The sequence below is a fragment of the Enterobacter sp. ENT02 genome (genome assembly GCF_019219165.1).
GTDB lineage: Bacteria > Pseudomonadota > Gammaproteobacteria > Enterobacterales > Enterobacteriaceae > Enterobacter > Enterobacter mori.
The window spans coordinates 1-26,215 of sequence record NZ_JAHUWD010000007.1 but is presented as its reverse complement, the minus strand read 5'-3'; the positions used below and the strand labels follow the sequence as shown (position 1 = coordinate 26,215).

The following is a 26,215-nucleotide window of genomic DNA, read 5'->3' as shown; positions in this document are numbered from 1 at the left end:
TTATACCGGCGCGACCAGGTAGCGAATTGCCGGTGATGTTGTGCCCTGATGAAAAGCCAGAACGCGGCTCTGCAGCAGGAGGTCATTCATGGTGTGGCGCTCCTGCTGGCGCAGATGCTCAATCCACGAGCCCATCAGGAAGGTCTCGATAAACAGGCCGGGACGCTCGATATCTTCGTATACCGCCCAGCTCATCGCCCCGGCGCGGCGGCGCACACGGCGCAGCTCGTGGACCGCCTCGAGGAAGGCCTTGGTGTTCTGCGGGTCGATGATGTACTCGTGCGACACCAGTACCGGACCGCGCTCGTTCGGCAGGTCAATCTCCACGCCGTCCAGCGGCTGGCCGCTCAGGTCGAGGTTCAGGTCAGGATCTTTGCCCAGCTTCCAGCGGAACACCGTCGCGCTCGCCAGCACCATCCCCAGCGTGGCGACCACCAGCGAGGTCGGGGTGCCGAACTGCGACGCGATCTGCCCCCAGATGGCGCTGCCCGTGGTCATCGAGCCGAAGAACACCGTCAGGTAAACCGCCAGCGCGCGGGCCTTCACCCAACGGGCGGCGCTGCGCTGCGCGCCGAGGTTGAGGGTCGACAGCACCGCAATCCACGCGAAGCCGGTGAAAAACTCAAACAGGTTGAGCAGCCAGAAGTGGCGTACGAACGCCAGCGCCAGCATGGTGAGAGCAAACGTCAGGCTGGCGGCCACCATCAGGCGGTCGGCGTTCAGCCGCTGGCGCAGACGCGGCAGCAGGATGGCCCCGGCAATCGCCCCCAGACCAATGCACGCCAGCATCACGCCGTAGCCCGCCGGGCCTAAGCCCAGCTCGCGGCGCGCCACCAGCGGCAGCAGGGCCCAGCCCGCGCTGCCGAAAACGAAGAAGGCCACGGTGCGCACCAGCACGTTGCGCAGTACCGGCGCGGCGTGCACGTAGCGAATCCCGGAGCGCACCGCAGAGAAGAAGTGCTCCGGCGGCAGGCGCTGTATGGACGGGGCCGGACGCCAGCGCCACAGCACCCACGCCACGCCGACCACGGAGAGCGCGTTCAGGGCAAACACCATCCACGGCCCGGCGAGCGAGAGCAGGAAACCACCCAGAGCGGGGCCAATCGCCCGGCTGATGTTCACCCCGAGCGAGTTGAGCGCCACGGCGGCGCCCAGCTCGGGCTTGCTCACCAGATCGGGCACCACGGCCTGGAACGGCGGCGAGCTCATCGCCGCGCCCACGCTCAGCAGAAACGTCGCCACCAGCAGAACGGTGGGGGTGACGTGTCCGGTGAAGGAGAGCACCGTCAGCCCGGCGGCGGCGATGAACACCCACAGCTGGGAGAAGAGCAGGTATTTACGTCGGTCGACGATGTCCGCCATCACCCCGGACGGCAGGGCGAAGAGGAACATCGGCAGGCTGCTGGCCGCCTGTACCAGCGCGATATCCAGAGGATCGGCGCTCAGGGTCAGCATGCTCCAGTTGATGCCGACGTCGCTCATCCATGAGCCGACGTTAGAGACCACCGTGGCGATCCACAGCATGCGGAACACCGGCTGGCTCAGCGGCTGCCAGGGCGAAACCGTCGGTGCGGACGTCGTCTCGACGTGGGCGTCGCGAACGTCGTTAACCTGGGTCATGCGAACCTCTCCGTTGCCTTACGCTGCAGCCGCCACTGGCCCGGCCCGGTGAAGGCAAGGGTGGTGAAGATAATCAGCAGCAGCCAGCCAAACTGCCCTTCGGCAATCGACCAGTTCGGGTGGACCGCCAGCATCGCCACCAGCAGCACGGCGATAATCGGCAGGCACGCCAGGCGGGTGTAAACCCCCGCGATGATAAACAGCGGGCAAATCACCTCGGCGACAATTGCCGGGATCAGGCTGGCGTAAGGCCCGAGGCCGAACGGATCTTCAATGCGCGTCAGCTCTTCGCTGAAGTGCAGCACCTTCGGCAGGCCGTGCACGTACAGCAGCAGCAGGCTGCCGGTGATGCGCAGGAAGAACAGCCCCAGGTCGACCCGGGGCGGGGTAACGGTGTTTTTCATCAGAATGCAAAGCAGCTGCAGCCCAGCGCCCCCCAGAAAGCGTTATCGTCGGACACCGGCATCTCTGAGGTGCGGGCGAAATCATGCTGATGGCTGTGAACCCCGCACGGGCCGCTGCAGTGGTGGACCACACTCATGCCGACGCGTGCAGCCTGCGGCGGCGCGCTGCGGTAGTGGCCCGGCACCTTCACCACCGGGGACCACTCGGGCAGGACCGGAATGGCAGGCGGTGAAAGCGGGCCAAAGCTGCCTGCGGCGTAGACGATGTCGCCGTTTACCACCGTCAGGACGGACTCGATGCCCTTGATCTCCTCTTCCGGCACGCGGAAGAAGTCTTTGCTCAGCACCGCCAGATCGGCGAGCTGGCCGACCTTGATCTGCCCCTTCTGATTCTGCTCGCTGGAGAACCACGCGCTGCCCTGGGTCCAGAGCATCAGGGCGGTATCGCGGTCCAGACGGGCGCTGTGGTCGTACATCTGCATCCCGCCGACGGTGCGGCCGGAGACCAGCCAGTAGAGCGCGGTCCACGGGTTGTAGCTCGCCACGCGGGTGGCGTCCGTCCCTAAGCCTACCGGCACGCCGGTCTCGAGCATTTTCGCCACCGGCGGCGTATGGCGGGTGGCTTCGATGCCGTAACGCTCGGCGAAGTATTCGCCCTGGAAGGCCATGCGGTGCTGGACGGCAATGCCGCCGCCCAGTTCTTTGATGCGGTCGATGTTGGCCTGGGTAACAGTTTCAGCGTGGTCGAAGAACCAGTGCAAGCCGTTGAACGGAATGTCCCTGTTCACCTTCTCGAACACGTCCAGCATGCGGCTGATGGATTCGTTGTAGGTGGCGTGCAGACGGAACGGCCAGCGGTGCTCCACCAGGTGGCGCACCACGCGCTCCAGCTCGTCCTCCATGCCCGGCGCGAGGTCCGGGCGCGGTTCGAGGAAGTCTTCAAAATCGGCGGCGGAGAAGACCAGCATCTCGCCCGCGCCGTTGTGGCGGAAGAAATCGCTGCCCTGGCCCGGCGTGAGCATGTCGGTCCATTTTTCAAAGTCTTCCAGCTCGTGGCCCGGACGCTGGGTAAACAGGTTGTAGGCGATGCGGATGGTCATCTGCTTTTTCTCGTGCAGCTCGGCGATCACCTCGTAATCTTCCGGGTAGTTCTGGAAGCCGCCGCCCGCGTCGATGGCGCTGGTCAGCCCCAGGCGGTTCAGCTCGCGCATGAACTGGCGCGTGGAGTTGACCTGCTGCTCCAGCGGCAGCTTCGGCCCTTTGGCCAGCGTGGCGTAGAGGATCATGGCGTTCGGACGGGCAATCAGCATCCCGGTCGGGTTGCCGTTGGCGTCGCGCTGGATCTCCCCGCCCGGCGGGTTTGGCGTGTCTTTGGTGTAGCCGACCACCTTCAGCGCGGCGCGGTTGAGCAGGGCGCGGTCGTACAGGTGCAGGATAAAGACCGGGGTGTCCGGCGCGGCGTCGTTAATTTCGTCGAGGGTCGGCATGCGGCGCTCGGCAAACTGAAACTCGGTCCAGCCGCCCACCACGCGCACCCACTGGGGCGACGGCGTGCGCAGGGCCTGCTCTTTCAGCATCCGCAGGGCGTCGGCCAGGGACGGCACGCCCTCCCAGCGCAGCTCGAGGTTGTAGTTCAGCCCGCCGCGAATCAGGTGCAGGTGCGAGTCGTTCAGGCCGGGGATGGCGGTGTGGCCTTTTAAGTCCACCACTAAGGTGGCGTCGCAGTGGTGTTGCATCACCTCGGCGACGGTACCCACTTCCAGAAATTTTCCGTCGCGCACGGCAACGGCTTCCGCGACGGGGTTCTCGCGATCGACGGTGTGAAACTGGCCGTTAACCAGAATGAGATCGGCTTTACCGAGGGTAACCATAAACTGCTCCTGACTGAGAGGGGGAATGGTCAGGATTATGGGAACCGGTTTCGGCAAAGATCCAGTTATACAATAGGATAGGTATACCAAAGTATAACTATACCTAAGGTTAACTATACGAAGAGATAATTACGCGCAGGGACGGAAAACCGCAGGATGAGGGTGACTTTATCGTCGCGGCGCTCGCGGCGATTTCACCCTTAACCACTGGAAAATGCTATGACCTCTTCAAAGCTCGAAGTGTTAACCCCTGCGAACTGTCAGATCATCTTTATCGATCACCAGCCACAGATGGCGTTTGGCGTGCAGTCTATTGACCGCCAGGTGCTGAAAAACAACACCGTGGCGCTGGCGAAAGCGGCTAAGGTGTTCAACATCCCGACCATCATCACCACCGTTGAGACCGAAAGCTTCTCCGGTAACACCTATCCTGAGCTGCTGGACGTGTTCCCGGGCCAGGACATTCTGGAGCGTACCTCCATGAACTCCTGGGACGACCAGAAGGTGCGCGACGCGCTGAAGGCCAACGGCAAGAAGAAGGTGGTGGTTGCCGGCCTGTGGACAGAAGTGTGCAACAACAGCTTCGCCCTGTGCGCGATGCTGGAAGGCGATTACGAAATTTATATGGTGGCGGACGCGTCTGGCGGCACCTCCAAAGAAGCCCACGACTACGCGATGCAGCGTATGATCCAGGCGGGCGTGATCCCGGTGACCTGGCAGCAGGTGATGCTGGAGTGGCAGCGCGATTGGGCGCGTAAAGAGACCTACACCGCGGTGATGGATATCGTGCGCGAGCACTCCGGCGCGTACGGCATGGGCGTGGATTACGCCTACACCATGGTGCACAAAGCGCCGTCTCGCCAGAAGAGCGAGCACCGCACCTTAGCGCCGGTTCCGGCTCGCTAAGCCCCGCTGGCGGGCTGGTCCCTCATCCGGCTCGCCGCTGCCTCTTTCTCTGGAGTTCACAATGAGTACTGGGCTGATATCCCTTGCCGCAGGCGTGTTGATTGGCCTGATGTATGCCGTACTGAAGGTGCGCTCTCCCGCACCGCCCGCGCTGGCGCTGATTGGCCTGCTGGGGATGCTGGCAGGTGAACAGGCGACGCGGCATCTGTTATCCCGCGACGGCGCGCCCCCTCCTCAGGTAACCGTTCCGCAGGCCAACTCGCAGACGGGAGCGTCGTCATGAAAGCATGGATAATTTCGCTGGTGTGCGGCGTGGTTGCTGGGGTAATTTACGCCCTGCTCGACGTCCATTCCCCGGCGCCGCCGGTTGTTGCCCTGCTTGGCCTGTTTGGCATGCTGGTGGGCGAACAGCTCATTCCGGTGGGACGGCGTTTACTGAGTCGCGAACCGCTTACCCTCGCCTGGTTTCGTCACGAATGCGTGCCGAAAATCAGCGGCACGGCGCCCCCTGCGCCCACGAAGGACGATCGCGACGTTTAATGATTTGTGAGAGGAAAGACAGCATGACGCTGCCGTGGCGCATTGCCATCATTGATGACGAACGATCCGTCCGCAGCGGGCTGAGTAATCTCCTGGAGTCGGAAGGCTATGCCGCCGATACGTTTGATTCGGCAGAGGTGTTTCTTAGCCATCCGCTCGCCCTGTCCGGCGCGGCGCTGGTGATCGCCGATATCAAGCTGCGGGGCATGAGCGGCCTGGAGCTGTTTGAAAAGCTGCGGCTGCTGGCCGTACCGCCTCCGCCCGTGATCTTTATCTCCGGTCATGCTGATGAAAATATGCAGCGGTACGCTCTCGGTCTGGGCGCCGCTGCATTTTTGCGTAAGCCCATTAACATCGATATTCTGCTGGATCATATTCAGCGGGAGCTGGCCCGCCGACAATAAGGATCGCGGATGAACGAACACGAGCAGCCTGCATTCTGGCCCGCCCAGGGGAATCTTCACCAGGGGCGGGTTTTTGTCCTTAAAGAGGATGTGATTTTTACCGTGCTGGCGCAGGAGGGCGGTATCGCCTGGATGCACGCGCGACATCCCCATTCCGGCGGCTCGTTCATTATCGCCACCGCGGTAAGCGATGAAGAGGAAGAGCGCGCCACCCGGCTGCTCAAAAACGAGTTTGCGCTGCGCGACGTGCTGCAGGACAGTTGGGCCATCCGCGCCGTTGCTTCCACCCAGTACCGGGGGCGCTTCGCGCTGGTGTATGCCCCGTTTGCGCTTGAGCTGCTGGCGCGGCGCGCGGGCAGGGCGATCTCGGGCATTGCGCGCTTTATCGAAATGGCGATCCAGATCTGCGTTCCCCTGCGCCAGATGCATCTGCAAAACCTGATCCACGGCGATATCAAACCCGGCAGTATTTTTGTTCAGCACGATGCTACCTGCCGTCTGGGCAGCTTTGGCCTTTCCAGCAGCCTCTCCGATGCCATCACCCAGACCCGGCTTGCCGTTTCAGGCGGTACGCCCGCGTATATGTCGCCGGAGCACACCACCCGCACCCAGCGCCCCGTCGACGGCCGCAGCGATCTTTACAGTCTCGGCATGGTGCTGTATGAACTCCTGACCGGACGCCTGCCGTTTGAGCTGGGGGAGGACGATCGGGCCAACTGGGCGCACTACCATATTGCCTCGGCGCCGCTGGCCCCGGACGCGATCCGCCCGGACGTGCCGGAAATGCTGTCGACCATCATCCTGAAGCTGCTGGAAAAGCACCCCGATAACCGCTACCAGACGGTCGACGGGCTGATTGCCGACCTCCGCCGCTGCCAGGCAACGCTGACCTGCGAGGGCGAGATCGTCGCCTTTACCCCCGGCCAGCAGGATCGCACCCCGGCGATCCATCTGGCGGACTCCCTGTTCGCGACCCATCCGCAGGCGAACGACGTCATTGCCGCGTTTAAGCGGGTGGGGCAGAAACTGGTGCCGGAGCTGGTAACGATCGGCGGGCCGTCGGGGATCGGCAAATCGTCGATCATCGCGACGGCGCTCAAAACGCTGCAGCAGCGCACGGTGCTGCTGGCGGTGGGCAAAGTCGACCAGTTTTCACCGTCGCTGCCCTACGGCGTATTAAGCTCCGCGTTCCGTATCCTGACGCTGCACCTGCTGGGGCTGCCCGCAGAGGACGTGGCGAAGTGGAAAATCCGCCTCTCCCGCGCCCTGGAGGGGCACGAGGCGCTGGCCGTTAGCCTGGTGCCCGAGCTGGGCCTGCTGCTGGAGAGCAAGCCGCGCTTCTCGGCGGATACGTTTTCCATTGATGCCCGGGCGCGTTTCAGCCATATGGTGCTGGCGCTGGTAAAAACCTTTGCCTCGCAGGGCTGTCCGCTGGTGCTGGTGCTCGACGATCTCCAGTGGAGCGACACCGTCAGCCTGCATACGCTCAAATATCTGCTGATGAACTGCGGCGCTGTTCCGCTGCTGGTGGTCGCGGCCCACCGGGATATCAGTTCCGTGTCCGACGCCGCCCTGCAGGCGCTGCTGGCAGGCCTGCCGGAGGCGGCGCAAAACGCGAGCGAGATTGTCCCGCAGGCGCTTTCCGTGAAAGCGGTGGCGCGCTGGCTGGCGACAGTATTTCGCACCCGCAGCGCGGCGACGACCGACCTCGCCACGCTGATCCACGAAAAGACGGGCGGCAACCCGCTCTTTGTGCACGAGTTTTTCCGCCGCATCGTCGATGACGGCCTGGTGGTGCACAACAAATATCAGGACAAGTGGCACTACGATCTGCAGGCGATCCGCGCCAGGCATTACACCGAAAACGTCGTCACTCTGGTGCTGGAGCAGCTCGAAGAGCTGCCCGACGAGACGCGCCGCCTGCTGGGCAGCATCGCCTGCCTCGGCGGCACGGGCGAGATGGAGATGATCTGCCGCGTGGTTGGCCTGTCGATGGCGGAAATGCGCTATGCGCTACACCCGGCGGTGATGGCCCAGCTCATCGTGCTGACGGAAAAAAAGTACGCCTTCACCCACGACCGGGTGCAGGAGGCGGCCTTTGCGCTGCTGGATCGGCATGAGAAAAGCCATATTCACCTGACCACCGCCAGCCTGCTGGCCGACGCCGCGCGTCAGGCGGCGGGGAACGAGCTGCTGTTCCGCGCCGTTCACCACGTCACGGCCGCGCTGGACAGCATCCAGCCCGCGCCGCAGCGCCAGATGTTCCGCGAGCTGAGCCTGCTGGCCGCGCGACGCGCGAAGCGTTCGGGAGATTACCTTTCGGCGCTCGGCTATATCCAGACCGCCAGAGCGCTGGGCAACGCCGGGACGGTGTCAGACTTTATGCTCGATATCGAAGAGGCGGGCTGCGAGTTTGCGCTGGGGCATCTGGAGCGCACTCGCGAGCTGTGTGATGCCATTCTCGGCTGCCCCGGCGGGCTGACCGAAAAGGCGCTGGCGGCCAACCTGCTGGTGGAAGTCTACATTCGCCAGTCGGATAGCCGTCTGGCGCTGGAGGCGGCGCTCTGCTGGCTGGGGATTTTCGGGATCCAGATTAGCCGCCATCCGGAAGATGCCGACTGCGACGAGGCATGGGCGCTGTTTTGCAACCGCACGGCCGACGCGCCGCAAAACCTGTTTGCCCAGCTGTCGCGGATGGATAACCCGGAAACCGAAGCGGTGATGAACCTGCTCTACAGCGCCAGCATCTGCGCCAGCTTCATCTGCCCGCGCCTGCACTTTTTGCTGCTCTGCCGCATGATGCACCTGACCCTCGACCACGGCATTACAGGCGCATCCACCACGGCGATGGCCTGGTTTGGCGTGCTGATGGGCCACCGCTACGCCGAGTACCGCCTCGGGTTCCAGTACGGCACCCTGGCCCGCGAGCTGGTCAATCGCCACGGCTACGATGCCTTCGAAGCCAAAACCCTGCTGCCGCTCGACCAGCTCAGCGTCTGGACCCAGCCTTTATCGTTTACCATCGAGTGCGCGAAGGCCTGCTTCACCTCGGCGGTGACCCACGGGGATATGACGATGGCCTGCTTTGCGGCCTGCCACCAGGTGATTAACTTCCTCTCGCGGGGCGATCACCTGGACGGGGTGCTGACCAGCATCGATCGCGGCCTGGCGTTCGTGCGTAAAACCCACTTCCAGGACGTGGAAACCATTTTGATGGTTCAGCGCGGCTACGTTGAGTTCCTGCGCACGCCGGTCATCGGCACCTGGACCGCGTCGCAGGTATTGCCCGAGGCGCTGCTTCCCGCGTCGCCGGAGCAGGCGCCGGAGAAGAACGCCACCATGCTGTTCTGGTACTGGCTCTACCGCGGCATGGCGCATTTTACCTGCGGGGAGTATGCCGACGCGCAGGCGGATCTCGAGATGGCGGGCTGGTACGCGTGGTCTGCGCCGGGGCATATCCATCTGCTGGACTACCATCTTTACAGCGCTCTGGCGCTGTCGCGTCAGCTGACGCCGGAGACCTTCTCGGCAAATCACCGCCGCAGCATTCACGCCCACTACGACAAAATTGCCCTCTGGGCGCGCATTAATCCCGGCACGTTCGCGGATAAAGAGGCGCTGATCTACGCCGAAATCGTGCGTCTGGACGGGATGAACAGTATTGCGCTGGAGCAGTATGAGAAGGCGGTCCGGCTCTCCCGCGAGGGCGGGTTTAACCCGATCAACGCCCTGGCCCACGAGCTGGCGGGGCGCTTTGCGCTGGCCTGCGGCTACCCGACCGCCTCGGATGCGCACTTCCGCGGCTCGATTGCCGCCTGGGGACGCGCGGGTGCGCAGGCCAAGGTACGCCAGCTGGAGCAGGATTTCCCGCACCTGCTGGCCTCCGGGCAGGCCAGCGCCTACGACACGGTGGCCTTCGCTCAGAACGAGACCATCCGCGATCTGCAAAGCGTCATCAAAGCCTCCCGCGCGCTGTCGGAAGAGATTAACCTTGAGCGCTTAATCGAAAACCTGATGACCATCCTGCTCGAACGCGCCGGGGCGCAGCGCGGCCTGCTGCTGCGCGTGAGCGAGAGCCTCATCCCGGAGATCGAGGCCAGCGCCTGGACCAGCACCGAGGGCGTGCGGGTGCGGATCCTGAAAGATGTGCCGACGGCGACCGACCTGCCGCTGTCGGTGCTGGCGGCGGTGATCCGCACCGGGCAGGAGATCCGCACCGGCAGGCCGGAGGAGTTCCATCCCTTCAGTCAGGACCCCTATCTGGTGACCTCGGGGGCGGCGGTCATGTGCGTCCCGATGTTCAAACAGGCACGGCTGGTGGGTGTGCTGTACCTGGAAAACCGCCTGATGCCGGAGGTCTTCACCGCCGAGCACTCGCGCGTGGTGAGCCTGCTGGGCGCGCAGGCCGCGGTATCCCTGGAGACGGCGCGGCTGTACGCCGAGCTGCTGGCGGAGAACATCCAGCGCCGACGGGTGGAGAAAGAGCTGCGATCCAGCCAGACCTCGCTGATGCTCGGCGAGCAGATCAGCCACACCGGCAGCTGGCGCTGGGAGCTGGAGCAGGATCTGATGTTTGTCTCGGAAGAGTACGCCCGCATTCTCGGCCTGCCCGAGCAGCAAAAGATGATCTCCATGGCGGAGTTTTTGACTTTCGTTCATGAGGACGATTACGCCCGCATCAGCGCCATCGTCACCCGGAGCGTGCGCGACGGGCTCTCCATGCGCGCGGAGTTTCGCGTTAAGCGTACCGACGGCTCAACCCGCTACATCCTCGGGATTGGCGATCCGGTGGGCGTGGGCAGCGAGGTGAACGAGTATTACGGCATCATCACCGATATCACCAGCCAGCGCGCCGCGGAGGATGCCATGCGGGTGGCGCAGGCGGATCTGGCGCGGGTGTCCCGCGCCACCACCGTCGGGCAACTGACCTCCTCCATCGCCCACGAGATCAACCAGCCGCTGATGTCGATCGTCTCGAACGCCGGGGCGAGCCTGCGCTGGCTCAACCGCGAGCCCGCCCGGCTGGACAAGGTCCGCGAAGGGCTGGAGGAGATCGCCGCGGAAGGCGCGCGGGCGGGGGAGATCATTCGCAGCATCCAGTCCCTGACGCGAAAGCAGGATCCCACCTTCTCGCGCATCGACATGCACTACCTGATCCACCATATCATCACGCTTTCGCGCAGCGAGCTGGAGCAGCGACACATTAGCGTTGATTATCTGTTAAGGGCGCAGGACAGTTTTATCACCGGCGACAGCGTGCAGATCCAGCAGGTGCTGTTGAATCTGGTGATGAATGCGGTAGAGGCGATGGCCGAGGTCAAGGATCGCGCCAGCACCATTACCCTCAGCACCGCCAACGCGGACGGGAAAGTGATCGTCGAGATCGCCGATACCGGGAGCGGCATTGAGCCCGAACGGCTGGAGCAGATTTTTGACTCGTTCTACTCCACCAAAGCGCAGGGGATGGGGATGGGGCTGACCATCAGCGCCAGCATCATCGAGCGCCACTGCGGGAAGCTGAGCGCGCGCCGCCGGGAGCCGTTCGGCACGGTGTTTGCGTTTGCGCTGCCGCTGGCGGCACAGGAAGGGTAAAGTTTACTCCGCAGACAGGCTTTAGGTCAGGCGCTCAACGGCCCTGACCAGCTCCGCCACGGAGCGCACCTGCATTTTCTCCATCACGCGGCGACGGTGCACCTTAACCGTGATCTCGCTGACGCCAAGCTCGGCGGCAATCTGCTTGTTCAGCATGCCGCTTATCGCCAGCGTCAGCACCTCATGTTCACGCGGGGTGAGGGACAGATGGCGCTGCTTCAGGGCGTAGTGCTCTTTATTGCGCTCGGCGTTGTGTTCCGCCAGCTGAAGCGCGGACTCGATGGCGTCGATCAGCGCGGTGGATTCGACGGGCTTGGTGAGAAATTCGTACGCGCCGCCTTTAATGGCGCGCACCGACATCGGGATAGTGCCGTGGCCGGTAAGAAAAATAATCGGGATCTCGCGCCCGCTGTCCTTTAGGGCGTCAGCCACCTCAAAGCCCGAGATGGTGGGCATTTGCATATCGAGGACCACGCACGACGGTAGCTCTTCAAAGCGGTGTTGAAGAAACGCTTCTGCCGATGAAAAGCCGACGGCGTTCAGGTCTGCCGAGTCCAACAGCCCGATTACGGACTGTCTGACTGCGTCATCGTCATCTACCACATACACAATGTGTTCCATTCACCGCCCCGGTGCTGATTGACATGTCGAGGATGCAAACAGTCCCGACGCTTACGTAAGAGACTGTTTATGCTGACTTTCATCTTAACACATTAACTATCATTATCATTTCACAATATGATAACCGTATGAAGATGAAGTATAGCGATACGTGACCGGGGCGGTTAAGCAACCAAAAGCTGATTTTATGCCCCAACAAGCTCGATGCGATTGCCGTCCGGATCCGCGATCACTGCTTCATAGAAGCCGTCCCCGGTCATGCGCGGGGCGCTGAGCAGCGTGCCGTTTGCCTGTGCCCGCTCGGCCATGCCGTCGACCTGCGCTTTGCTGCCGACGTTGATGGCGATATGCGCCCAGCCGATAAACTCCGGGTGGGCAGGGGCGTCGGGCAGATCCGGCAGCGTCATCAGCTCGATGGTCGGCCCGTTATCCAGCGTAATAAAGTGAGATTCGAAACCGGGACGATTTTTACTGACGTAGCGTTCGTTACTGCGGCCATTAAAAACCGTTTCCCAGAACTGAACCTGCGCCTCGAGGCTGCGGGTCCAGAGTGCGACATGGGCAATATTCATATGCTCCCTCGTTATTTGTCTGTGAGGACTTTGATCGGTAAAACAGGCTACACTCTGGTTTTGAGCGCTACAAGCTGAGGAAATAACAATGCACTACACACTGAAAGAAAGCGACAAGGATAAAGCGGAAGGGTCAAACGGCGCGGGCGCTCTGCAGCAAAAACTGCTGGAGTCCCGTTCGATTGTGATCTCCGGTGAGATCAACCAGGAGCTGGCGCAGAAAGTCATCACCCAGATGATCCTGCTGCAAAGCGTCAGCAACGATCCGATCAAGCTGTACATCAACAGCCAGGGCGGCCACGTGGAAGCGGGCGATACCATCCACGACTTTATCAAATTCATCCGCCCGGAAGTGCACGTCATCGGCACCGGCTGGGTGGCGAGCGCCGGGATCACCATCTTCCTGGCGGCGAAGAAAGAGCACCGCTACTCGCTGCCAAATACCCGCTTTATGATCCACCAGCCGCTGGGCGGCGTGCGCGGTCAGGCGACGGATATTGAGATCGAAGCGCGCGAGATCATCCGCATGCTGGATCGCGTGAACAAGCTGATCGCTGATGCCACCGGCCAGCCGCTGGAAAAAGTGAAAAAAGACACGGACCGCAACTTCTGGATGTCTCCGGCAGAAGCGTTGGACTACGGCATCGTGGGTAAACTGATTACCCATTATGACGAGCTGAAGCTGGATTAAGGTTTCGCCGTGTACGTGTCGGGTGGCGGCTTCGCCTTACCCGACCTACACGTCCTCGTTTGACCCATGACAAGTTCCCCCTCTGCCTTCTTGCCTATAATCGCGCCTGTTTCCCCTCTCACTGGTGCTATCCATGGCGTATCAACTGAACCTGAACTGGCCGGAATTTCTCGAAAAATACTGGCAAAAAAAACCCGTTGTGCTGAAAAATGCCTTCCCGAATTTTGTCGACCCGATTACCCCGGACGAGCTGGCAGGCCTGGCGATGGAGCCGGAAGTCGATAGCCGCCTGGTGAGTCATTTCAACGGCAAATGGCAGGCCAGCAATGGTCCGTTTGAGCACTTTGACGATCTGGGCGAAACCGGCTGGTCGCTGCTGGCGCAGGCGGTGAACCACTGGCATATGCCCGCGGCGGAGCTGGTGCGTCCGTTCCGCGTCCTGCCGGACTGGCGTCTGGATGACCTGATGATCTCCTTCTCCGTGCCGGGCGGCGGCGTGGGTCCGCATATCGATCAGTACGACGTGTTTATCATTCAGGGGATGGGCAGCCGCCGCTGGCGCGTGGGCGACAAGCTGCCGATGCGTCAGTTCTGCCCACACCCGGCGCTGCTGCATGTGGATCCGTTCGAGCCGATCATCGACGAAGATCTGGCCCCGGGGGATATCCTCTACATCCCGCCTGGATTCCCGCACGACGGCTTTACCCATGAGACCGCGCTAAATTACTCCGTCGGCTTCCGCGGGCCAAACGGCCGCGATCTGATCAGCAGCTTCGCCGATTACGCGCTGGAAAACGATCTGGGCGGAGAGCACTACAGCGATCCGGATCTAACCTGCCGCGAGCACCCTGGCCGCGTGGAGCAGTACGAGCTCGATCGCATTCGTCAGATGATGATCGACATGATTAGCAAACCAGATGATTTCACGAAGTGGTTCGGCAGCTTTGTTTCGACGCCGCGCCACGAGCTGGATATCGCCGCCGCCGAGCCGCCGTATGCGCCGGAAGAGGTGCTGGACGCGCTGCAGGGCGGCGAAACGCTGTCTCGCCTGAGCGGCCTGCGCGTGCTGAACATCAACGGCAGCTTCTTCATCAACAGCGAACAGCTGGAGACGGTAGACGCGAAGGCGGCGGATGCGCTGTGCCGCTACACCGAACTCGGCCAGGCGGAGCTCGGCGATGCGCTGAATAACCCAGCGTTTGTCGAGGAGCTTACCGGCCTGATTAACCAGGGATACTGGTACTTCGACGAGTAGTGGAGGGCGGCGTTGAGTGAGGCTCAACGCCGCCTCGTTTAGACCAGCATATTACACGCCTTCCAGTAGTTCAGAAGTCGTTCGTCATTGCGCTCTTTTTCCGCTTTTATTTTCATCGCCTGCGCCAGATTTTCTCGCGACACTTCATGTCCTTTCTGGACGATGTCTAATACCGCTTCACCAAGAGCCAGTGAAATTTCTGTCCGATTATTGCGAATCGTCATAAATACCTCCTCGTTGGTTGCGTTAATTTAATTATGAAAGAGAAATAACCATCCGGTAATAATTCATCTCATTCTTAATTTTTTATTTCTCTCATTTTCAACGGGTACGAAAATGAAAAGGGGATATTTTCTTCCTTATGGGCAGTAATAATCTTTCGACTCATACGGGTGCATAATCCCGTTAAGCCCAGAGATTGCCGCCATCCCCGGTGAATGGTACTGTTTGACCTGTCCTTTTCCCCATGCAGGCGTGGCATTATGCTTCAGAGTGAAAATACATCAGCGAAACGCCTGTTTTTTGTTGAGGATTTTCAGCTATTCGGCGAGCGCTATGGCATCGACTATCGTTTTCCCCAGCTAAAAGACGCAGTCGCCACCCGCACTCCCGTTCTGCAGGGGGACGTGGAAGAGATGACTCTCTCCTCGGGTATTTCCCTGACCCACTCCGACGTTCGCGTGTTACAGCCTTACGAAACGACCTCTCGCCACAGCAGCCCGCTCTATATGCTGGTCGTGCTGGAAGGGTGCGTCACGCTAACGCTCCGCGGTAACGAGTATGTAGTGCGGTCGGGTATGGCCTTCAGCGCCTGCCTCAGTGAAGAGCAGATTATGAGCGCGCGGCACGATGCGGACAGTACCCTGAAGACGCTCTCGTTTGGCGTGTACCCCAATGACGCCAGGCGTGAAAGCCTGCTGGAAACATTGCTGCTGGAGTGGCAAAGCCGGAATGCGCCTGCCGTTGTCTGGCATGTTCCCGGATTCGTGCTCTCCGGCATTCAGCATGCACAGCAGCAGGGCGTATGCGCGTTATCACGCAGACTGCTGCTGGAGGGGCTGATGTATCAGCTGCTTGGCCATGGCCTGAATCAGTACCAGCAACACCGTCCCTGTCGACCGGAGCATGCGCGTCTGGAACGCGTACGGTGCATGCTGGAACAGTCGCCTGACCAGAATCACTCCCTTGCCGAACTGGCCGCCCTCGCGGCAATGAGCCAAAGCAGCCTGCGCAGCAAGTTCCGCCAGCGCTATGGCTGCACGCTGTTTGATTATCTCCGCGACTGTCGGCTCGCGCTGGCCCGGCGCTATCTGCTGGAAGGCTATAGCGTACAGCAGGCGGCGTGGATGTGCGGCTACCAGCATGCCACAAATTTCTCTACCGCATATCGTCGCCGCTACGGTATTTCGCCCGGTGAGGTACGTAAAACGCAGTAATGCACTTTTCCCTTTCCTGCTAACGTTTCCCGTGCGGTTTGTCATCGCGCATAGGTAACCTGGCGGCACGCATAGCCGTTTGCTCTCTCAAAAAGGTAATAATTCTTATTAACAATAAGAATTATCTCTGGAGAGAGTTATGTTTGCTAAAACGCGTCTGGCACTGCTGGTGGGATGGGTTACTGGAAGTGCCGTTTTTCCTGCGCTGGCGCAGGATGCCCAAAAAACGGATACCGTGGTGGTGACGTCGCAGATGCAGTCTGCGGCCACTAAGCTTGAAACCCCTGATATCGAAACCCCGCAGTCGGTCTCTATCGTTACGCGCGAGCAGTTCGAGGAGCAGGGCGCAACCAGCGTGCGTCAGGCGGTGAGCTACACGCCGGGGGTCTACAGTAATCAGATCGGTGCCTCACACCGCTTCGACTATATCGTGCTGCGCGGCTTCTCCGACGGCAGCCTGGATAACATCTATCTCGATGGCCTGAAGATGATGGGAGACACCAACTCCCACAGCTCGCTGGTGATCGATCCTTGGTTCCTTGAGAGCGTAGAAGTGGTGCGCGGCCCGGCCTCCGTACTGTACGGGCGCTCATCGCCGGGTGGGATTGTGGCTCTTACGTCCCGTAAACCGTCGTTCGATCCGGGCGGGGAGATCAAGCTGTTCGCCGGGAACAATAACCAGCGCGGGGCGATGTTCGACGTCACCGGTGCGGTTGACGATAACGACCGCGTGGCGGTGCGCCTCAGCGGGATGACCCGCTACGCCGATTCCCAATTCGATCCGCTGAAGGAAGAGCGTTACGCGCTGATGCCGAGCCTGACCTGGCGCATCACTGACAATACCCGTCTGGAACTGATGGCCTATCTGCACCGCGATCCGGAAGGCGGCAGCCACTCGGGCCTGCCGTATGAAGGGACCGTCGTACCGCACTACGGCAAGAAAATCTCCAACACCTTCTTTGAAGGCGAGGATGATTATGACAAATATGATCGTCGTGAAAACATGGTGGGCTACAACATTGAGCACATGTTTGACAGCGGCTGGTCGGTGCGTCAGAAGCTGCGCTATGCGCATACCAAAGTGGAATTGAACCAGGTTTATGCCGCAGGCTGGCTGAATGAAACCGAGCTTAACCGCGGCTATTCGGGATCCGACGAGAAGATGAATGCCATCACGCTGGATAACCAGATCGACGGCAGCTTTGACACCTGGGCGGTGAACCACCGCGTGCTGATCGGGATGGACTACCAGGATCGCACGAATAACGTGACGGGTTATTACGGCGGATTTCCGCCGATCGACGCCTTCAATCCGGTCTACGGCGCGAAGCCGGATTACATTACGCAGTACAGCCAGGAAAAGCACAAGCTGCGCCAGACGGGGTATTACCTGCAGGATCAGATGTCCCTGGATCGCTGGCGTCTGACGCTAGGCGGGCGTTACGACCGGGTCAGCGTGTCGAATATCGACAGCTTTAACCATACCCGCAGCGATCTGGATAAGCACAACGTCAGCAGTCGCGCGGCGCTGCTGTATCTGTTTGATAACGGCGTGGCACCCTACGTGAGCTACTCAACCGCCTTTACGCCGACCAGCTTTGCAGACGAGCAGGGCAATATCCTGGAGCCGATGAAGGGTAAGCAGTGGGAAGCCGGGGTGAAATATGAGCCTGAGGGGATGAACAGCCAGTTCAGCGCCGCGGTGTTCCGTATCAATCAGAAGAACATCGCCACCAAGGAGGAGCCAACCGATCCGTACCGTTCGATCGGCGAAATTGAGTCCGAAGGGGTTGAGCTGGAAGCGATTGGACAGTTGACGGACAGCCTGCGCATGCAGGCCGCGTATACCTATACCGACATTCGCTATAAGAAAAGTAGCCCGGAAGAGCAGGGCAAACGCGCGGTTTATGCCCCGCGTAACATGGCCAGCGCCTGGTTGAGCTACGACGTCAAAACGGGTCCGCTTGACGGCCTGACTGTGGGTTCGGGCGTACGCTATGTGAACGGCGTCACCAGCGATCGTCAGAACACCCATACGCTGCCGTCGTACACGCTGATGGATATGGTGGTGGGGTACGACCTGTCTAAGATTGGGCTGACGGGGATCAGCGCGCAGCTGAACGTTAACAACCTGACGGACAAGCGCTACGTGGCGGCGTGTAACTCGCTTTCCTACTGCTACTTTGGCGCAGAACGCAGCATTGTGGGCAGCGTTTCGTGGACGTTCTGAACCGTTAGCCAGCGCCCGGTGCGGTTTTCGCCCTCTCCCTGTGGGAGAGGGGCGGGGTGAGGGCATCGGGCCGCACTACTCCTCCATCGCAATCACAATCGCTTCCCCCATCTTCTTCAACGCCTCGCGATTTTTGTCCGTCGGCGGCAGTGCCACGTTGATCCGCAGACAGTTGCGGTACTTCCCGGAGGCGGAAAAAAGCGACCCGGCCGCGGCCTGAATCTTTAGCCGACACAGCTGCTTGCTGACGCACACCATGTCGACCTTCTCCGGCAGCTCAATCCACAGCAGGAAGCTTCCCTGCGGGCGCGTGACGCAAATCTCTGCCGGAAAATACTGCCGCACCCAGCAGGTGTAGGTTTCCATATTCTGCTGATAAATCTGACGCATACGGCGCACGTGGCGATGGTAATGGCCGTCGCGAATAAACGCCGCCACCGCCATCTGCGTGCCCGGCACGTTAAACCCGCCCGCAGCGTATTTCATGTGCATCACCCGGTCGTAATAGCGCCCCGGCACGATCCAGCCGACGCGCAGGCCCGGCGCCACGGTTTTGGTAAACGAGCTGCAGAGGATCACGCGGCCGTCGATATCCATCGAATGAATAGTGCGCGGGCGCGGGTACTCCGCCGCCAGCTCGCCGTAAATATCATCCTCAACAATCACGATGTCGTGCCGCTGGGCGAGGGCTAAAACCTGCTTTTTGCGCGCTTCCGGCATGATAAACCCGAGCGGGTTATTGCAGTTGGGCACCAGGATCACCGCCTTGATCGGCCACTGCTCCAGCGCCAGTTCGAGCGCCTCGATGCTGATCCCGGTTTCAGGATCGGTGGGAATTTCAATCGCCTTGATGTCGAAGCCGCGCAGCATCTGCATGGTGCCGTGAAACGACGGCGATTCTACCGCCACGATATCCCCCGGTTTGCACACCGACAGCAGGGCGATCGACAGCGCGCCGTGGCAGCCGTTGGTGATCACAATCTCGTTTGCCGCGACGGTGGAGCCGCCGTCCAGCATCAGGCGGGCGATCTGCTCGCGCAGCTCCAGGCGGCCGTCGAGCACGTCATAGCTCAGCATCTCGGCAGAGTTATGCTGCGCTATGCGGCTCATCTCGCGCCACAGGGGCTTCAGGCTCGGCTGGTTAATGTCCGGCGAGCCGCCGCCGAAGGAGATCATCTCTTTGTCGGCACGGGCGTCCAGCAGCATCATCACCTCGTCCCACTGGGTGACGTCCACGGGACGCTGCACCGGGCGCGTCATGGCCGGTACCGGCGGCTGGGCTTTGCGCTGCGAGACAAAATAGCCGGAGCGCGGCTGAGGGGTGATCAGCTGGAGATTTTCAAGGATCTGATAGGCCTGCTGTATGGTGCTGATACTCACGCCGTGCTCCTGGCTCAGCGTGCGCACCGACGGCAGACGTTCGCCGCTGCGATACAGCCCTTGTTCGATACGTTCCGCCAGAAGGTTGGCCAGATGTTGGTAGCGCGTCATGCTGTATCCTTTGTTTTCACCATACAGATTGTTAAACCAGTACAGATTGATGGGTAAAACGCCATGCAGATACCGTTTTAGCGGATCTGTATGGTAAACAAAAGCAGTTTTTGAATCTGTATTGTACAGGCCGTTTTCCGCGATGATAACCCCACTGGTACAGTGAGGAGAGCATCATGGAATTCTATGAGAATCGTTCAAAACGTCCGTTCGTCGTGTTTATCTGGATCGGCAAAACGATCTGCAACTGGTATCGCATCAATCGTACTCGCCGCATATTGAGCCAGATGAGCGACGAGCAGCTTAAGGACGTTGGGTTGTCGCGGCATGATGTATGAGGCGCGTCATCGCCCGGTGGCGCTACGCTTACCGGGCCTACGAGCTCGAGTAGGCCCGGTAAGGCGAAGCCGCCACCCGGCGATTTTCAGCTCAACAGCGCAAGCGTCTGCCGCTTCGGCCTTTCCAGCAATTCCACCGCCTCTTTATACGACCGCACGTTGTTATAGCCCATCACCAGCCCGTAGCGTTTGCCCGAACCACGATACCACTCCGACAGCGCATTGACCTGCAGCTGCTGTTCCTGCCAGCAGCGGGCGATCTCCCGGTCACCGCTTCCTCTGGTCAGGAACGCCACGATATGCATCCCGCCGTCGTTTTGCTCGGTGAAAAACAGATCGCCATACACCTCGCGCAGGGCGGCAATCATCCAGTCGCGGCGGGTCTGATAAAGCGCGCGCATCTTCTTCAGGTGACGGAAAAAATGCCCCTCGTTGAGAAACGCGGTGAGGATCTTTTGCGTCAGCACCGGCTGGCCGCTGGTGGTAATATCCGCGCAGTCGGTAAAAGCCCCAACGGTGCTGGCTGGCATCACCACGTAGCCCATGCGCAGCGACGGCATGATGGTTTTACTGAAGGTCCCCATAAAAATCACTCGGTCATGCTGGTCGAGGCTTTTCAGCGACGGCAGGACCTTGCGGGTGTAGTGAAACTCCCCGTCGTAATCGTCTTCAATAATCCACGCCGCGTTCTGGCTTGCCCAGTCGAGCAACTGCTGTTTGCGCGGCAGGGAGAGCGTGACCGCCAGCGGGCTCTGGTGCGACGGGGTCACGATGGCGAAACGGGCGTCGCGATGGTGACGGAGCAGGTATTCCGTGTCGATGCCGCAGCGATCGACCGGCACGGTGTGCAGGCGAGACACGATCCGCTTGAGCAGCTGCTGGCCCATAAAATAGCCCGGATCTTCAAACACCACCTTGTCGCTGCGGCTGGCAAGCGTGTCGAGGATCAACCGCAGGCTGCCGCTGTAGCCGCTGGTGATCAGCACCTGCTCGGCGGTGCAGGAGAGCCCGCGCGAGATGTTCAGATAGCTGGCGATCGCCTGGCGCAGCGGATACCAGCCCAGCACCGGCGGGTTGAGCATCTCCTCCTGACGCATGGCGCGCGTCGCCTGGCCTGCCAGCAGCAGCCATTTTTTATACGGAAAACTGTCGAGGGCAGGGATGCCGGGACGCAGAAACCCAGCCCGTTCCCGCTGACTGATGAGCGATGCCGGGAGCGTGCCGGTGGGCTGTTCCGCGGAGGCGTTCTGCGCGGGCAGCAGAAGATCCGGATTCACCCGCGTGCCGCGCGCGCCCTGGCTCACCAGATACCCTTCGCCCGTCAGAATGGCATACGCCGTTTCGACGGTTTTACGCGCCACCTTCAGCTCTTCCGCCAGTACGCGGATGGCTGGCACCTTATCGCCCGGCTTCAGCACGCCGCGCGTGATGTTGTCGCGATAGCGGGAATAAATCTCGTGATAGCCCGGCTTCATGTCCTACCTCGTTTCACGCTTTTTGTATCTTTTTACTATGTCATGAACGGCGTAGATTTGCCTCATCGCATGACACATGCCGCACATAAAAAGAGGAAAGACAATGAGCACTCGCGTCAACCACCATAAAGCTACACCTGCCCTCGCTAACGCGCTGTCTGCCCTGAGCATGGAAGTGGCAAAAACCTCCATTGACCCGGCGCTGAAGCACCTGATCGACATTCGCGTATCGCAGCTCAACGGCTGCACCTTCTGCCTGGATATGCACTCGAAAGAGGCCAAAATCGCCGGTGAGCGCGAGCTGCGCCTGTACCATCTGGCGGCCTGGCGCGAGTCTCCGCTGTTCAGCGCCCGCGAGAAAGCCGCGCTGGCCTTCACCGAAGCGCTGACCCAGATTGGCGTTCACGGCGTGAGCGACGCGCTGTACCGCAGCGTGGCGGAGCACTTCTCGGACGTTGAGATTTCAGAGCTGAACTTCGCCATCGTGGCGATCAACGCCTGGAACCGTCTGGGGATCACCTCCCGCATGGAACCCGGCTCGCTGGATGCGGCTTACGGGCTGAATAAGGCTAACCTGGAATAATCCCGCGCTCGCGGATCATCGCCACCAGCGCCCGTAGCCCTGGCGGAACGTGGCGATGGCCGGGGTAATACAGGCGCAGCCCGGCAAAGGGCTGCGCCCAGTCGTTTAAGACGCTCACCAGTTCTCCCCGCTCAAGCTCTTCCCGGATATACAGTTCTGGCAAAAATCCCACCCCTAACCCTGCTTTCACGGCGCGGATCGAGGCAAAAAGATCGGACGTCGCAAAGCGCGGCGGCACGGCAAGGGCATACGTTTCACCCCGACGCGCCAGCTCCCAGCGGTAGATCCCGCCGTGGGCCATGCGCATGCCGATCCCCTGATGTGAAAGCAGATCGTCCGGCGTCTGCGGAATGCCGTGACGTGCAAAATAGTCCGGCGTGGCGGTAACAAGCTGGCGGATCTCCCCGGTCAGCGGCACGGCGATCATGTCCTGCGGCACGGACTCCTCGAGGCGGATCCCCGCGTCATAGCCTTCCGCGACGATGTCGATCATTCGCGCTTCGCTGGCGGTCTCTACGCGCATCTTCGGGTAGCGGATCATAAAGTCGATCAGCAGCTGGTCCAGAAACAGGGTGCCGATATGGTTCGGCACGTTCAGGCGCAGCGTGCCAGTAAGTTCCCCGGCGTCACTGTGGATCTCCTCCCCGGCGAGACGGATCTCCTGCAGAGCCGGGCCGATACGCGCCACGTAGCGCTGTCCGGCGTCGGTGAGCGCCACGCTGCGGGTGGTGCGGTGAAAGAGGCGGGTATCAAGGCGGCTCTCCAGCCCGGCGATGGCGTTGCTTACCGCCGTGGCGGACATGCCCAGCTCCTGCGCCGCGGCGCGAAAGCTGCCGCGCCGCACGACGGCCATCACTACTTCCAGCTCTGTCAGACCTGAACGATGCATAGATTATCCTGAAAATCGAAACAACCTTTGCAGCATAGCGTGGATTATCGCAACGGAGAAGCCGTGCCAGACTGTGCTCACACAGCCTGAGGAGGTTTATATGCACACCATCGAACAGATCTTTATTAACGGCGAATTTGTTACCCCGCACGGCACCGAGTGGTTTGATTTGTACAACCCGGCGACGGCGCGGGTCATCGGCCAGGTTCGTCTGGCGGATGAGGTCGACGCAGAGCGCGCCATTGCGGCGGCAAAAGCTGCGTTTCCGGCGTGGTCGCAGACCACAAAGCAGGAACGCATCGCAGCGCTGAAACGTATGCACGCCGCCGTGGCCGCTCGCCACGACGATCTACTGGAAGCGGTCATTGAAGAGTACGGTGCCCCCGCCTCGCGCTCGGCGTGGATGGCCAGCTATCCGGCGGAGGTGATTGCTCAGGCCATTGAGGCGCTGGAGGCGTTTGCATTCGTCATCTCCGCAGGCGCAGCCACGGTGCAGATGACGCCGCTTGGCGTGGCCGGGCTTATCACGCCGTGGAACAGCGACGCGGGCTTTATCTGTGGCAAGCTGGCGGCCGCGCTGGCGGCGGGCTGTACGGCAGTCATCAAGCCGAGCGAAATGAGCGCTCTGCAAACGCAGATCGTCACCGAAGCGCTGCGCGATGCCGCGCTGCCGCCGGGCGTGTTTAACATCGTCACCGGGCGCGGCGAGACGGTAGGTGAAACCATCAGCCGCCATCCGGACGTGGCAAAAATCTCGTTTACCGGCTCCACGAATACCGGCAAGGCGATCCTGCGCAACGCGGCGGAGAGCTTTAAGCGCGTGACGCTGGAGTTAGGCGGTAAATCGCCGACGATCCTGCTGAATGATGTGGATCTGGCTCAGGCGATCCCGCTGGCGATCCTGGCCGGGTTTATGAACAGCGGGCAGGCGTGCGTAGCCGGGACGCGTATTCTGGTGCCCCAGTCGCGCCAGGCCGAAATTGAAGCCGCGCTGGCGCAGGCCGTGGCGGCGGTGAAATCCGGCGACCCGCGCGATAGCGCGACAGAGATCGGACCGATGGTCAGCGAGAAGCAGTGGCTGCGGGTGCAGGGGTATATCCGCAAAGGGATCGAAGAGGGGGCGCGCCTGCTGGCGGGCGGCGAAGGGCGACCGGACGGAACGCGAGACGGCTGGTTTGTGCGCCCGACGCTGTTTGCCGACGTGAACAACCAGATGACGGTTGCCCGCGACGAGATCTTCGGCCCGGTGCTGTGCGTAATCCCGTACCAGGACGAGGCGGAGGCTGTCGCCATTGCCAATGACACAGAATATGGACTGAGCGCGATGGTGCTGGGCGGCGATACGGACCGCGCGCGACGCGTGGCGCAGCAGATTGTTTCCGGTCGCGTGCTGGTGAACACGCTTGCCCATGAACCGAAAGCGCCGTTCGGCGGGTTCAAGCACTCCGGCGTGGGGCGCGAGATGGGTGAGTGGGGAATTCGGGCATTTATGGAACCGAGGTCGGTTCTGGGTTAAACCCTGCCCAGTGGCGCTGCGCTTACCGGGCCTACATGAGCCCGTAGGCCGGATAAGCGCAGCGCCATCCGGCACAACACTTCGCTCCTTACCGAAGCATTGTGCTTTTTCCTCCCGCATTCTCTCCTCACCCTCACAACGGAGAGACACCTATGATTGCAGTCCTTTTTGAAGCCAAAGCGGAGCCTCATCATCAGGCGCGCTACCTGCAGCTTGCCGCCGAACTCAAACCTTTGCTGGCGGACATCGACGGCTTTATTGATATCGAACGTTTTCAGAGCCTGACCACCGACGGCAAAATCCTTTCCCTTTCCTGGTGGCGCGACGAAGAGGCCGTCCGTCGCTGGAAGCAGAACGTTTTCCATCAGGCGGCGCAGGCCGAAGGGCGGGAGTCGATTTTCGCGTACTACCGCATTCGCGTGGCGCAGGTGGTGCGGGAATATACTTCTGAAACCGGGGGGCATAGCGATGTATGACGTTCATGTGATTTTTAGCGATATCCCCGGTGAACTGGCGCGCTTTGGACAGCTGCTGGGCCGCAGCGGCGTGGGGCTGGAAGGCGGCGGCGTATTTGGAACGCATGCCCATTTCCTGGTGGAAGAGGGGGAAAAAGCCCGTCGCGTGCTGACCGATGGCGGGTTCAACGTGCAGGCCGTACGCAGGCCGGTCATTAGAAAACTCAAGCAGGAACGTCCCGGTGAGCTGGGTGAAATTGCGGCGGCGCTGGCCGCAAAGGGCGTGTCAATCCTGACCCAGTACAGCGACCATGCGAATCACCTTATTCTGCTGACGGATGATGATAAGCTGGCTGCAGAGATCACCGAACCCTGGGCGACGTATGTTAAAGACGAGCTTACCCCCTGATAACAGTGCGGCGCTGGAGCAGGCCGTTGCGGCTGTGGCGGCGGCAATGGCCGATCCGTCGCGCGTGAAGATGCTCTGCGCACTAATGGACGGGCGGGCGTGGACGGCTACCGAACTGAGCGCGGCGGCAGACGTTGCGCCGTCGACCGCCAGCGGGCATCTCGCGCGGCTGGTGGAGGGAAAGCTGATTACCTGCCTGTCTCAGGGACGGCATCGCTACTATCGCCTGGCGGGACACGACGTGGCGGCGCTGGTCGAGCAGATGATGGGGCTCTCCTCGAGCCGCATCACGCCGCCGGAAACCACCGCGCCGAAAGCCCTGCGTGAAGCCCGGACCTGCTACGACCATCTTGCCGGAACGGTGGCGGTGCAGATTTATGAATTCATGCAGGCGGAAGGCTGGCTTGAGGCAGGCGGTTCAGCGCTCACGCTACATGGCCGCGAGCAGTTCCTGACGCTCGGTATTGCGTTAAATTCCAATCCCCGTCGCAAGGCCTGCTGTGCCTGTCTGGACTGGAGCGAGCGGCGGTTTCATCTTGGCGGCGAAGCCGGCGCGGCGCTGTTGATTTATCTGGAAAGTAAAGGCTGGATCCAGCGGGTGGCGGGGTACCGGGAGGTGGTGGTGACGGCTTCGGGGAAGGGCGCCATTACCAGATATTTTAGCCGTTAACTTCCGCTGCGGGTTGATGCCCTTACCCCGACCTTCTCCCACAGGCTGAGGAATTCCCAGTAATTTTTTACCTGAAGCGATGCATGTGGTTTCAGGAAAATGAATGGCTTATAGCGATGCCCTGGTCCGGCTGTAAATCGCCGAAGCGTTTCCGTAAGGCCGGGGCGAGGCGCAGGGATGCGCCGAGAGGGCGTGGCCTGCAGGGATGCAGGCTCATGCCCGACCCGATAGCCTGAAGGAATAAGCT

General features: G+C 61.1%; 24 protein-coding genes. 15 read left to right on the top strand and 9 right to left on the bottom strand.

Annotated elements, in window-relative coordinates; genetic code table 11:
- From KW829_RS18390 to KW829_RS18380, 3 genes are read right to left on the bottom strand one after another with little or no spacing between them, the layout of a single operon-like run.
- The gene (locus KW829_RS18390) at nucleotides 1–1,620 is read right to left on the bottom strand and encodes an MFS transporter (RefSeq protein WP_218308775.1); all 1,620 of its coding nucleotides are present in this window, start codon (nucleotides 1,618–1,620) and stop codon (nucleotides 1–3) included.
- A complete protein-coding gene (locus tag KW829_RS18385; protein WP_218308774.1) occupies nucleotides 1,617–2,024 on the bottom strand; it encodes a DoxX family protein in 408 nt (135 codons plus the stop codon). The genes KW829_RS18390 and KW829_RS18385 overlap by 4 nt, the downstream gene beginning before the upstream one ends.
- Entirely contained in the window at nucleotides 2,024–3,895 is a 1,872-nt protein-coding gene (locus tag KW829_RS18380; protein ID WP_218308773.1) for an amidohydrolase, read from the bottom strand. Before KW829_RS18380 ends, KW829_RS18385 begins: the two co-directional genes overlap by 1 nt.
- 219 nt (nucleotides 3,896–4,114) lie before the next feature.
- Between KW829_RS18380 and KW829_RS18375 the strand changes: the two genes are divergently transcribed.
- The 5 genes from KW829_RS18375 (at nucleotide 4,115) to KW829_RS18355 (ending at nucleotide 11,337) form a co-directional block, all read left to right on the top strand.
- A complete protein-coding gene (locus tag KW829_RS18375; RefSeq protein WP_008501349.1) occupies nucleotides 4,115–4,801 on the top strand; it encodes a hydrolase in 687 nt (228 codons plus the stop codon).
- Between the two features lie 61 nt (nucleotides 4,802–4,862).
- Entirely contained in the window at nucleotides 4,863–5,084 is a 222-nt protein-coding gene (locus KW829_RS18370; RefSeq protein ID WP_023618601.1) for a DUF1427 family protein, read from the top strand.
- A complete protein-coding gene (locus tag KW829_RS18365) occupies nucleotides 5,081–5,341 on the top strand; it encodes a XapX domain-containing protein (RefSeq protein WP_218308772.1) in 261 nt (86 codons plus the stop codon). The genes KW829_RS18370 and KW829_RS18365 overlap by 4 nt, the downstream gene beginning before the upstream one ends.
- Before the next feature lie 23 nt (nucleotides 5,342–5,364).
- On the top strand, nucleotides 5,365–5,745 hold the full coding sequence (locus KW829_RS18360; protein WP_218308771.1) for a response regulator transcription factor: 381 nt from the start codon (nucleotides 5,365–5,367) through the stop codon (nucleotides 5,743–5,745).
- A 9-nt stretch (nucleotides 5,746–5,754) separates the two neighbouring features.
- Entirely contained in the window at nucleotides 5,755–11,337 is a 5,583-nt protein-coding gene (locus tag KW829_RS18355) for an ATP-binding protein (RefSeq protein WP_218308770.1), read from the top strand.
- A 21-nt stretch (nucleotides 11,338–11,358) separates the two neighbouring features.
- Here KW829_RS18355 and KW829_RS18350 read toward each other — a convergent pair whose 3' ends face one another.
- On the bottom strand, nucleotides 11,359–11,958 hold the full coding sequence (locus KW829_RS18350; RefSeq protein ID WP_218308769.1) for a response regulator transcription factor: 600 nt from the start codon (nucleotides 11,956–11,958) through the stop codon (nucleotides 11,359–11,361).
- A 185-nt stretch (nucleotides 11,959–12,143) separates the two neighbouring features.
- Complete coding sequence (locus KW829_RS18345; protein WP_218308768.1) at nucleotides 12,144–12,530, bottom strand: VOC family protein; 387 nt, start codon at nucleotides 12,528–12,530, stop codon at nucleotides 12,144–12,146.
- An 88-nt stretch (nucleotides 12,531–12,618) separates the two neighbouring features.
- Here KW829_RS18345 and KW829_RS18340 point away from each other — a divergent pair, with 88 nt between their 5' ends.
- The gene (locus KW829_RS18340; protein ID WP_008501342.1) at nucleotides 12,619–13,221 is read left to right on the top strand and encodes an ATP-dependent Clp protease proteolytic subunit; all 603 of its coding nucleotides are present in this window, start codon (nucleotides 12,619–12,621) and stop codon (nucleotides 13,219–13,221) included.
- A 133-nt stretch (nucleotides 13,222–13,354) separates the two neighbouring features.
- Nucleotides 13,355–14,476 (top strand): cupin domain-containing protein, encoded by a 1,122-nt coding sequence (locus tag KW829_RS18335; RefSeq protein ID WP_047742942.1) that lies wholly within the window; start codon nucleotides 13,355–13,357, stop codon nucleotides 14,474–14,476.
- Nucleotides 14,477–14,514: 38 nt separating this feature from the next.
- On the opposite strand, the gene KW829_RS18330 is transcribed toward KW829_RS18335, so the two are convergent.
- On the bottom strand, nucleotides 14,515–14,700 hold the full coding sequence (locus tag KW829_RS18330) for a DUF2767 domain-containing protein (protein WP_218308767.1): 186 nt from the start codon (nucleotides 14,698–14,700) through the stop codon (nucleotides 14,515–14,517).
- Nucleotides 14,701–14,958: 258 nt separating this feature from the next.
- On the opposite strand from KW829_RS18330, the gene KW829_RS18325 reads away from it, so the two are divergent.
- Nucleotides 14,959–15,912: a helix-turn-helix transcriptional regulator gene (locus KW829_RS18325; RefSeq protein WP_218308766.1), complete on the top strand. Its 954-nt coding sequence runs from the start codon at nucleotides 14,959–14,961 to the stop codon at nucleotides 15,910–15,912.
- 139 nt (nucleotides 15,913–16,051) lie between these two features.
- Complete coding sequence (gene foxA, locus KW829_RS18320; RefSeq protein WP_218308765.1) at nucleotides 16,052–18,142, top strand: ferrioxamine B receptor FoxA; 2,091 nt, start codon at nucleotides 16,052–16,054, stop codon at nucleotides 18,140–18,142.
- A 75-nt stretch (nucleotides 18,143–18,217) separates the two neighbouring features.
- Here the strand turns inward: foxA and KW829_RS18315 are convergent, their stop codons facing one another.
- Entirely contained in the window at nucleotides 18,218–19,633 is a 1,416-nt protein-coding gene (locus tag KW829_RS18315) for a PLP-dependent aminotransferase family protein (RefSeq protein WP_218308764.1), read from the bottom strand.
- A gap of 176 nt (nucleotides 19,634–19,809) precedes the next feature.
- On the opposite strand from KW829_RS18315, the gene KW829_RS18310 reads away from it, so the two are divergent.
- On the top strand, nucleotides 19,810–19,971 hold the full coding sequence (locus tag KW829_RS18310) for a DUF1127 domain-containing protein (protein WP_010427246.1): 162 nt from the start codon (nucleotides 19,810–19,812) through the stop codon (nucleotides 19,969–19,971).
- 86 nt (nucleotides 19,972–20,057) lie between these two features.
- Here the strand turns inward: KW829_RS18310 and KW829_RS18305 are convergent, their stop codons facing one another.
- Nucleotides 20,058–21,446, bottom strand: coding sequence for a PLP-dependent aminotransferase family protein (locus KW829_RS18305; protein ID WP_218308763.1), 1,389 nt, complete (start codon nucleotides 21,444–21,446; stop codon nucleotides 20,058–20,060).
- A gap of 103 nt (nucleotides 21,447–21,549) precedes the next feature.
- Between KW829_RS18305 and KW829_RS18300 the strand changes: the two genes are divergently transcribed.
- Complete coding sequence (locus tag KW829_RS18300) at nucleotides 21,550–22,029, top strand: carboxymuconolactone decarboxylase family protein (RefSeq protein WP_010427243.1); 480 nt, start codon at nucleotides 21,550–21,552, stop codon at nucleotides 22,027–22,029.
- Here KW829_RS18300 and KW829_RS18295 read toward each other — a convergent pair.
- Complete coding sequence (locus KW829_RS18295) at nucleotides 22,016–22,918, bottom strand: LysR family transcriptional regulator (RefSeq protein ID WP_218308762.1); 903 nt, start codon at nucleotides 22,916–22,918, stop codon at nucleotides 22,016–22,018. The two genes, KW829_RS18300 and KW829_RS18295, sit on opposite strands and share 14 nt — an antisense overlap.
- 100 nt (nucleotides 22,919–23,018) lie before the next feature.
- Here KW829_RS18295 and KW829_RS18290 point away from each other — a divergent pair, with 100 nt between their 5' ends.
- From KW829_RS18290 to KW829_RS18275, 4 genes are all read left to right on the top strand, one after another.
- A complete protein-coding gene (locus KW829_RS18290; protein WP_218308761.1) occupies nucleotides 23,019–24,434 on the top strand; it encodes an aldehyde dehydrogenase family protein in 1,416 nt (471 codons plus the stop codon).
- A gap of 152 nt (nucleotides 24,435–24,586) precedes the next feature.
- Nucleotides 24,587–24,910, top strand: a complete 324-nt coding sequence (locus tag KW829_RS18285; RefSeq protein ID WP_218308760.1) for an antibiotic biosynthesis monooxygenase — start codon at nucleotides 24,587–24,589, stop codon at nucleotides 24,908–24,910.
- Entirely contained in the window at nucleotides 24,903–25,298 is a 396-nt protein-coding gene (locus tag KW829_RS18280) for an amino acid-binding protein (RefSeq protein WP_218308759.1), read from the top strand. The genes KW829_RS18285 and KW829_RS18280 overlap by 8 nt, the downstream gene beginning before the upstream one ends.
- Nucleotides 25,273–25,968: a helix-turn-helix transcriptional regulator gene (locus KW829_RS18275; RefSeq protein WP_218308758.1), complete on the top strand. Its 696-nt coding sequence runs from the start codon at nucleotides 25,273–25,275 to the stop codon at nucleotides 25,966–25,968. The genes KW829_RS18280 and KW829_RS18275 overlap by 26 nt, the downstream gene beginning before the upstream one ends.
- Nucleotides 25,969–26,215 lie beyond the last annotated feature (247 nt).

Coding starts and splice junctions, on each gene's coding strand:
- KW829_RS18390 (WP_218308775.1), bottom strand. CDS start 1,620: ATGACCCAGGTTAACGACGTTCGCGACGCCCACGTCGAGACGACGTCC.
- KW829_RS18385 (WP_218308774.1), bottom strand. CDS start 2,024: ATGAAAAACACCGTTACCCCGCCCCGGGTCGACCTGGGGCTGTTCTTC.
- KW829_RS18380 (WP_218308773.1), bottom strand. CDS start 3,895: ATGGTTACCCTCGGTAAAGCCGATCTCATTCTGGTTAACGGCCAGTTT.
- KW829_RS18375 (WP_008501349.1), top strand. CDS start 4,115: ATGACCTCTTCAAAGCTCGAAGTGTTAACCCCTGCGAACTGTCAGATC.
- KW829_RS18370 (WP_023618601.1), top strand. CDS start 4,863: ATGAGTACTGGGCTGATATCCCTTGCCGCAGGCGTGTTGATTGGCCTG.
- KW829_RS18365 (WP_218308772.1), top strand. CDS start 5,081: ATGAAAGCATGGATAATTTCGCTGGTGTGCGGCGTGGTTGCTGGGGTA.
- KW829_RS18360 (WP_218308771.1), top strand. CDS start 5,365: ATGACGCTGCCGTGGCGCATTGCCATCATTGATGACGAACGATCCGTC.
- KW829_RS18355 (WP_218308770.1), top strand. CDS start 5,755: ATGAACGAACACGAGCAGCCTGCATTCTGGCCCGCCCAGGGGAATCTT.
- KW829_RS18350 (WP_218308769.1), bottom strand. CDS start 11,958: ATGGAACACATTGTGTATGTGGTAGATGACGATGACGCAGTCAGACAG.
- KW829_RS18345 (WP_218308768.1), bottom strand. CDS start 12,530: ATGAATATTGCCCATGTCGCACTCTGGACCCGCAGCCTCGAGGCGCAG.
- KW829_RS18340 (WP_008501342.1), top strand. CDS start 12,619: ATGCACTACACACTGAAAGAAAGCGACAAGGATAAAGCGGAAGGGTCA.
- KW829_RS18335 (WP_047742942.1), top strand. CDS start 13,355: ATGGCGTATCAACTGAACCTGAACTGGCCGGAATTTCTCGAAAAATAC.
- KW829_RS18330 (WP_218308767.1), bottom strand. CDS start 14,700: ATGACGATTCGCAATAATCGGACAGAAATTTCACTGGCTCTTGGTGAA.
- KW829_RS18325 (WP_218308766.1), top strand. CDS start 14,959: ATGCTTCAGAGTGAAAATACATCAGCGAAACGCCTGTTTTTTGTTGAG.
- foxA (WP_218308765.1), top strand. CDS start 16,052: ATGTTTGCTAAAACGCGTCTGGCACTGCTGGTGGGATGGGTTACTGGA.
- KW829_RS18315 (WP_218308764.1), bottom strand. CDS start 19,633: ATGACGCGCTACCAACATCTGGCCAACCTTCTGGCGGAACGTATCGAA.
- KW829_RS18310 (WP_010427246.1), top strand. CDS start 19,810: ATGGAATTCTATGAGAATCGTTCAAAACGTCCGTTCGTCGTGTTTATC.
- KW829_RS18305 (WP_218308763.1), bottom strand. CDS start 21,446: ATGAAGCCGGGCTATCACGAGATTTATTCCCGCTATCGCGACAACATC.
- KW829_RS18300 (WP_010427243.1), top strand. CDS start 21,550: ATGAGCACTCGCGTCAACCACCATAAAGCTACACCTGCCCTCGCTAAC.
- KW829_RS18295 (WP_218308762.1), bottom strand. CDS start 22,918: ATGCATCGTTCAGGTCTGACAGAGCTGGAAGTAGTGATGGCCGTCGTG.
- KW829_RS18290 (WP_218308761.1), top strand. CDS start 23,019: ATGCACACCATCGAACAGATCTTTATTAACGGCGAATTTGTTACCCCG.
- KW829_RS18285 (WP_218308760.1), top strand. CDS start 24,587: ATGATTGCAGTCCTTTTTGAAGCCAAAGCGGAGCCTCATCATCAGGCG.
- KW829_RS18280 (WP_218308759.1), top strand. CDS start 24,903: ATGTATGACGTTCATGTGATTTTTAGCGATATCCCCGGTGAACTGGCG.
- KW829_RS18275 (WP_218308758.1), top strand. CDS start 25,273: ATGTTAAAGACGAGCTTACCCCCTGATAACAGTGCGGCGCTGGAGCAG.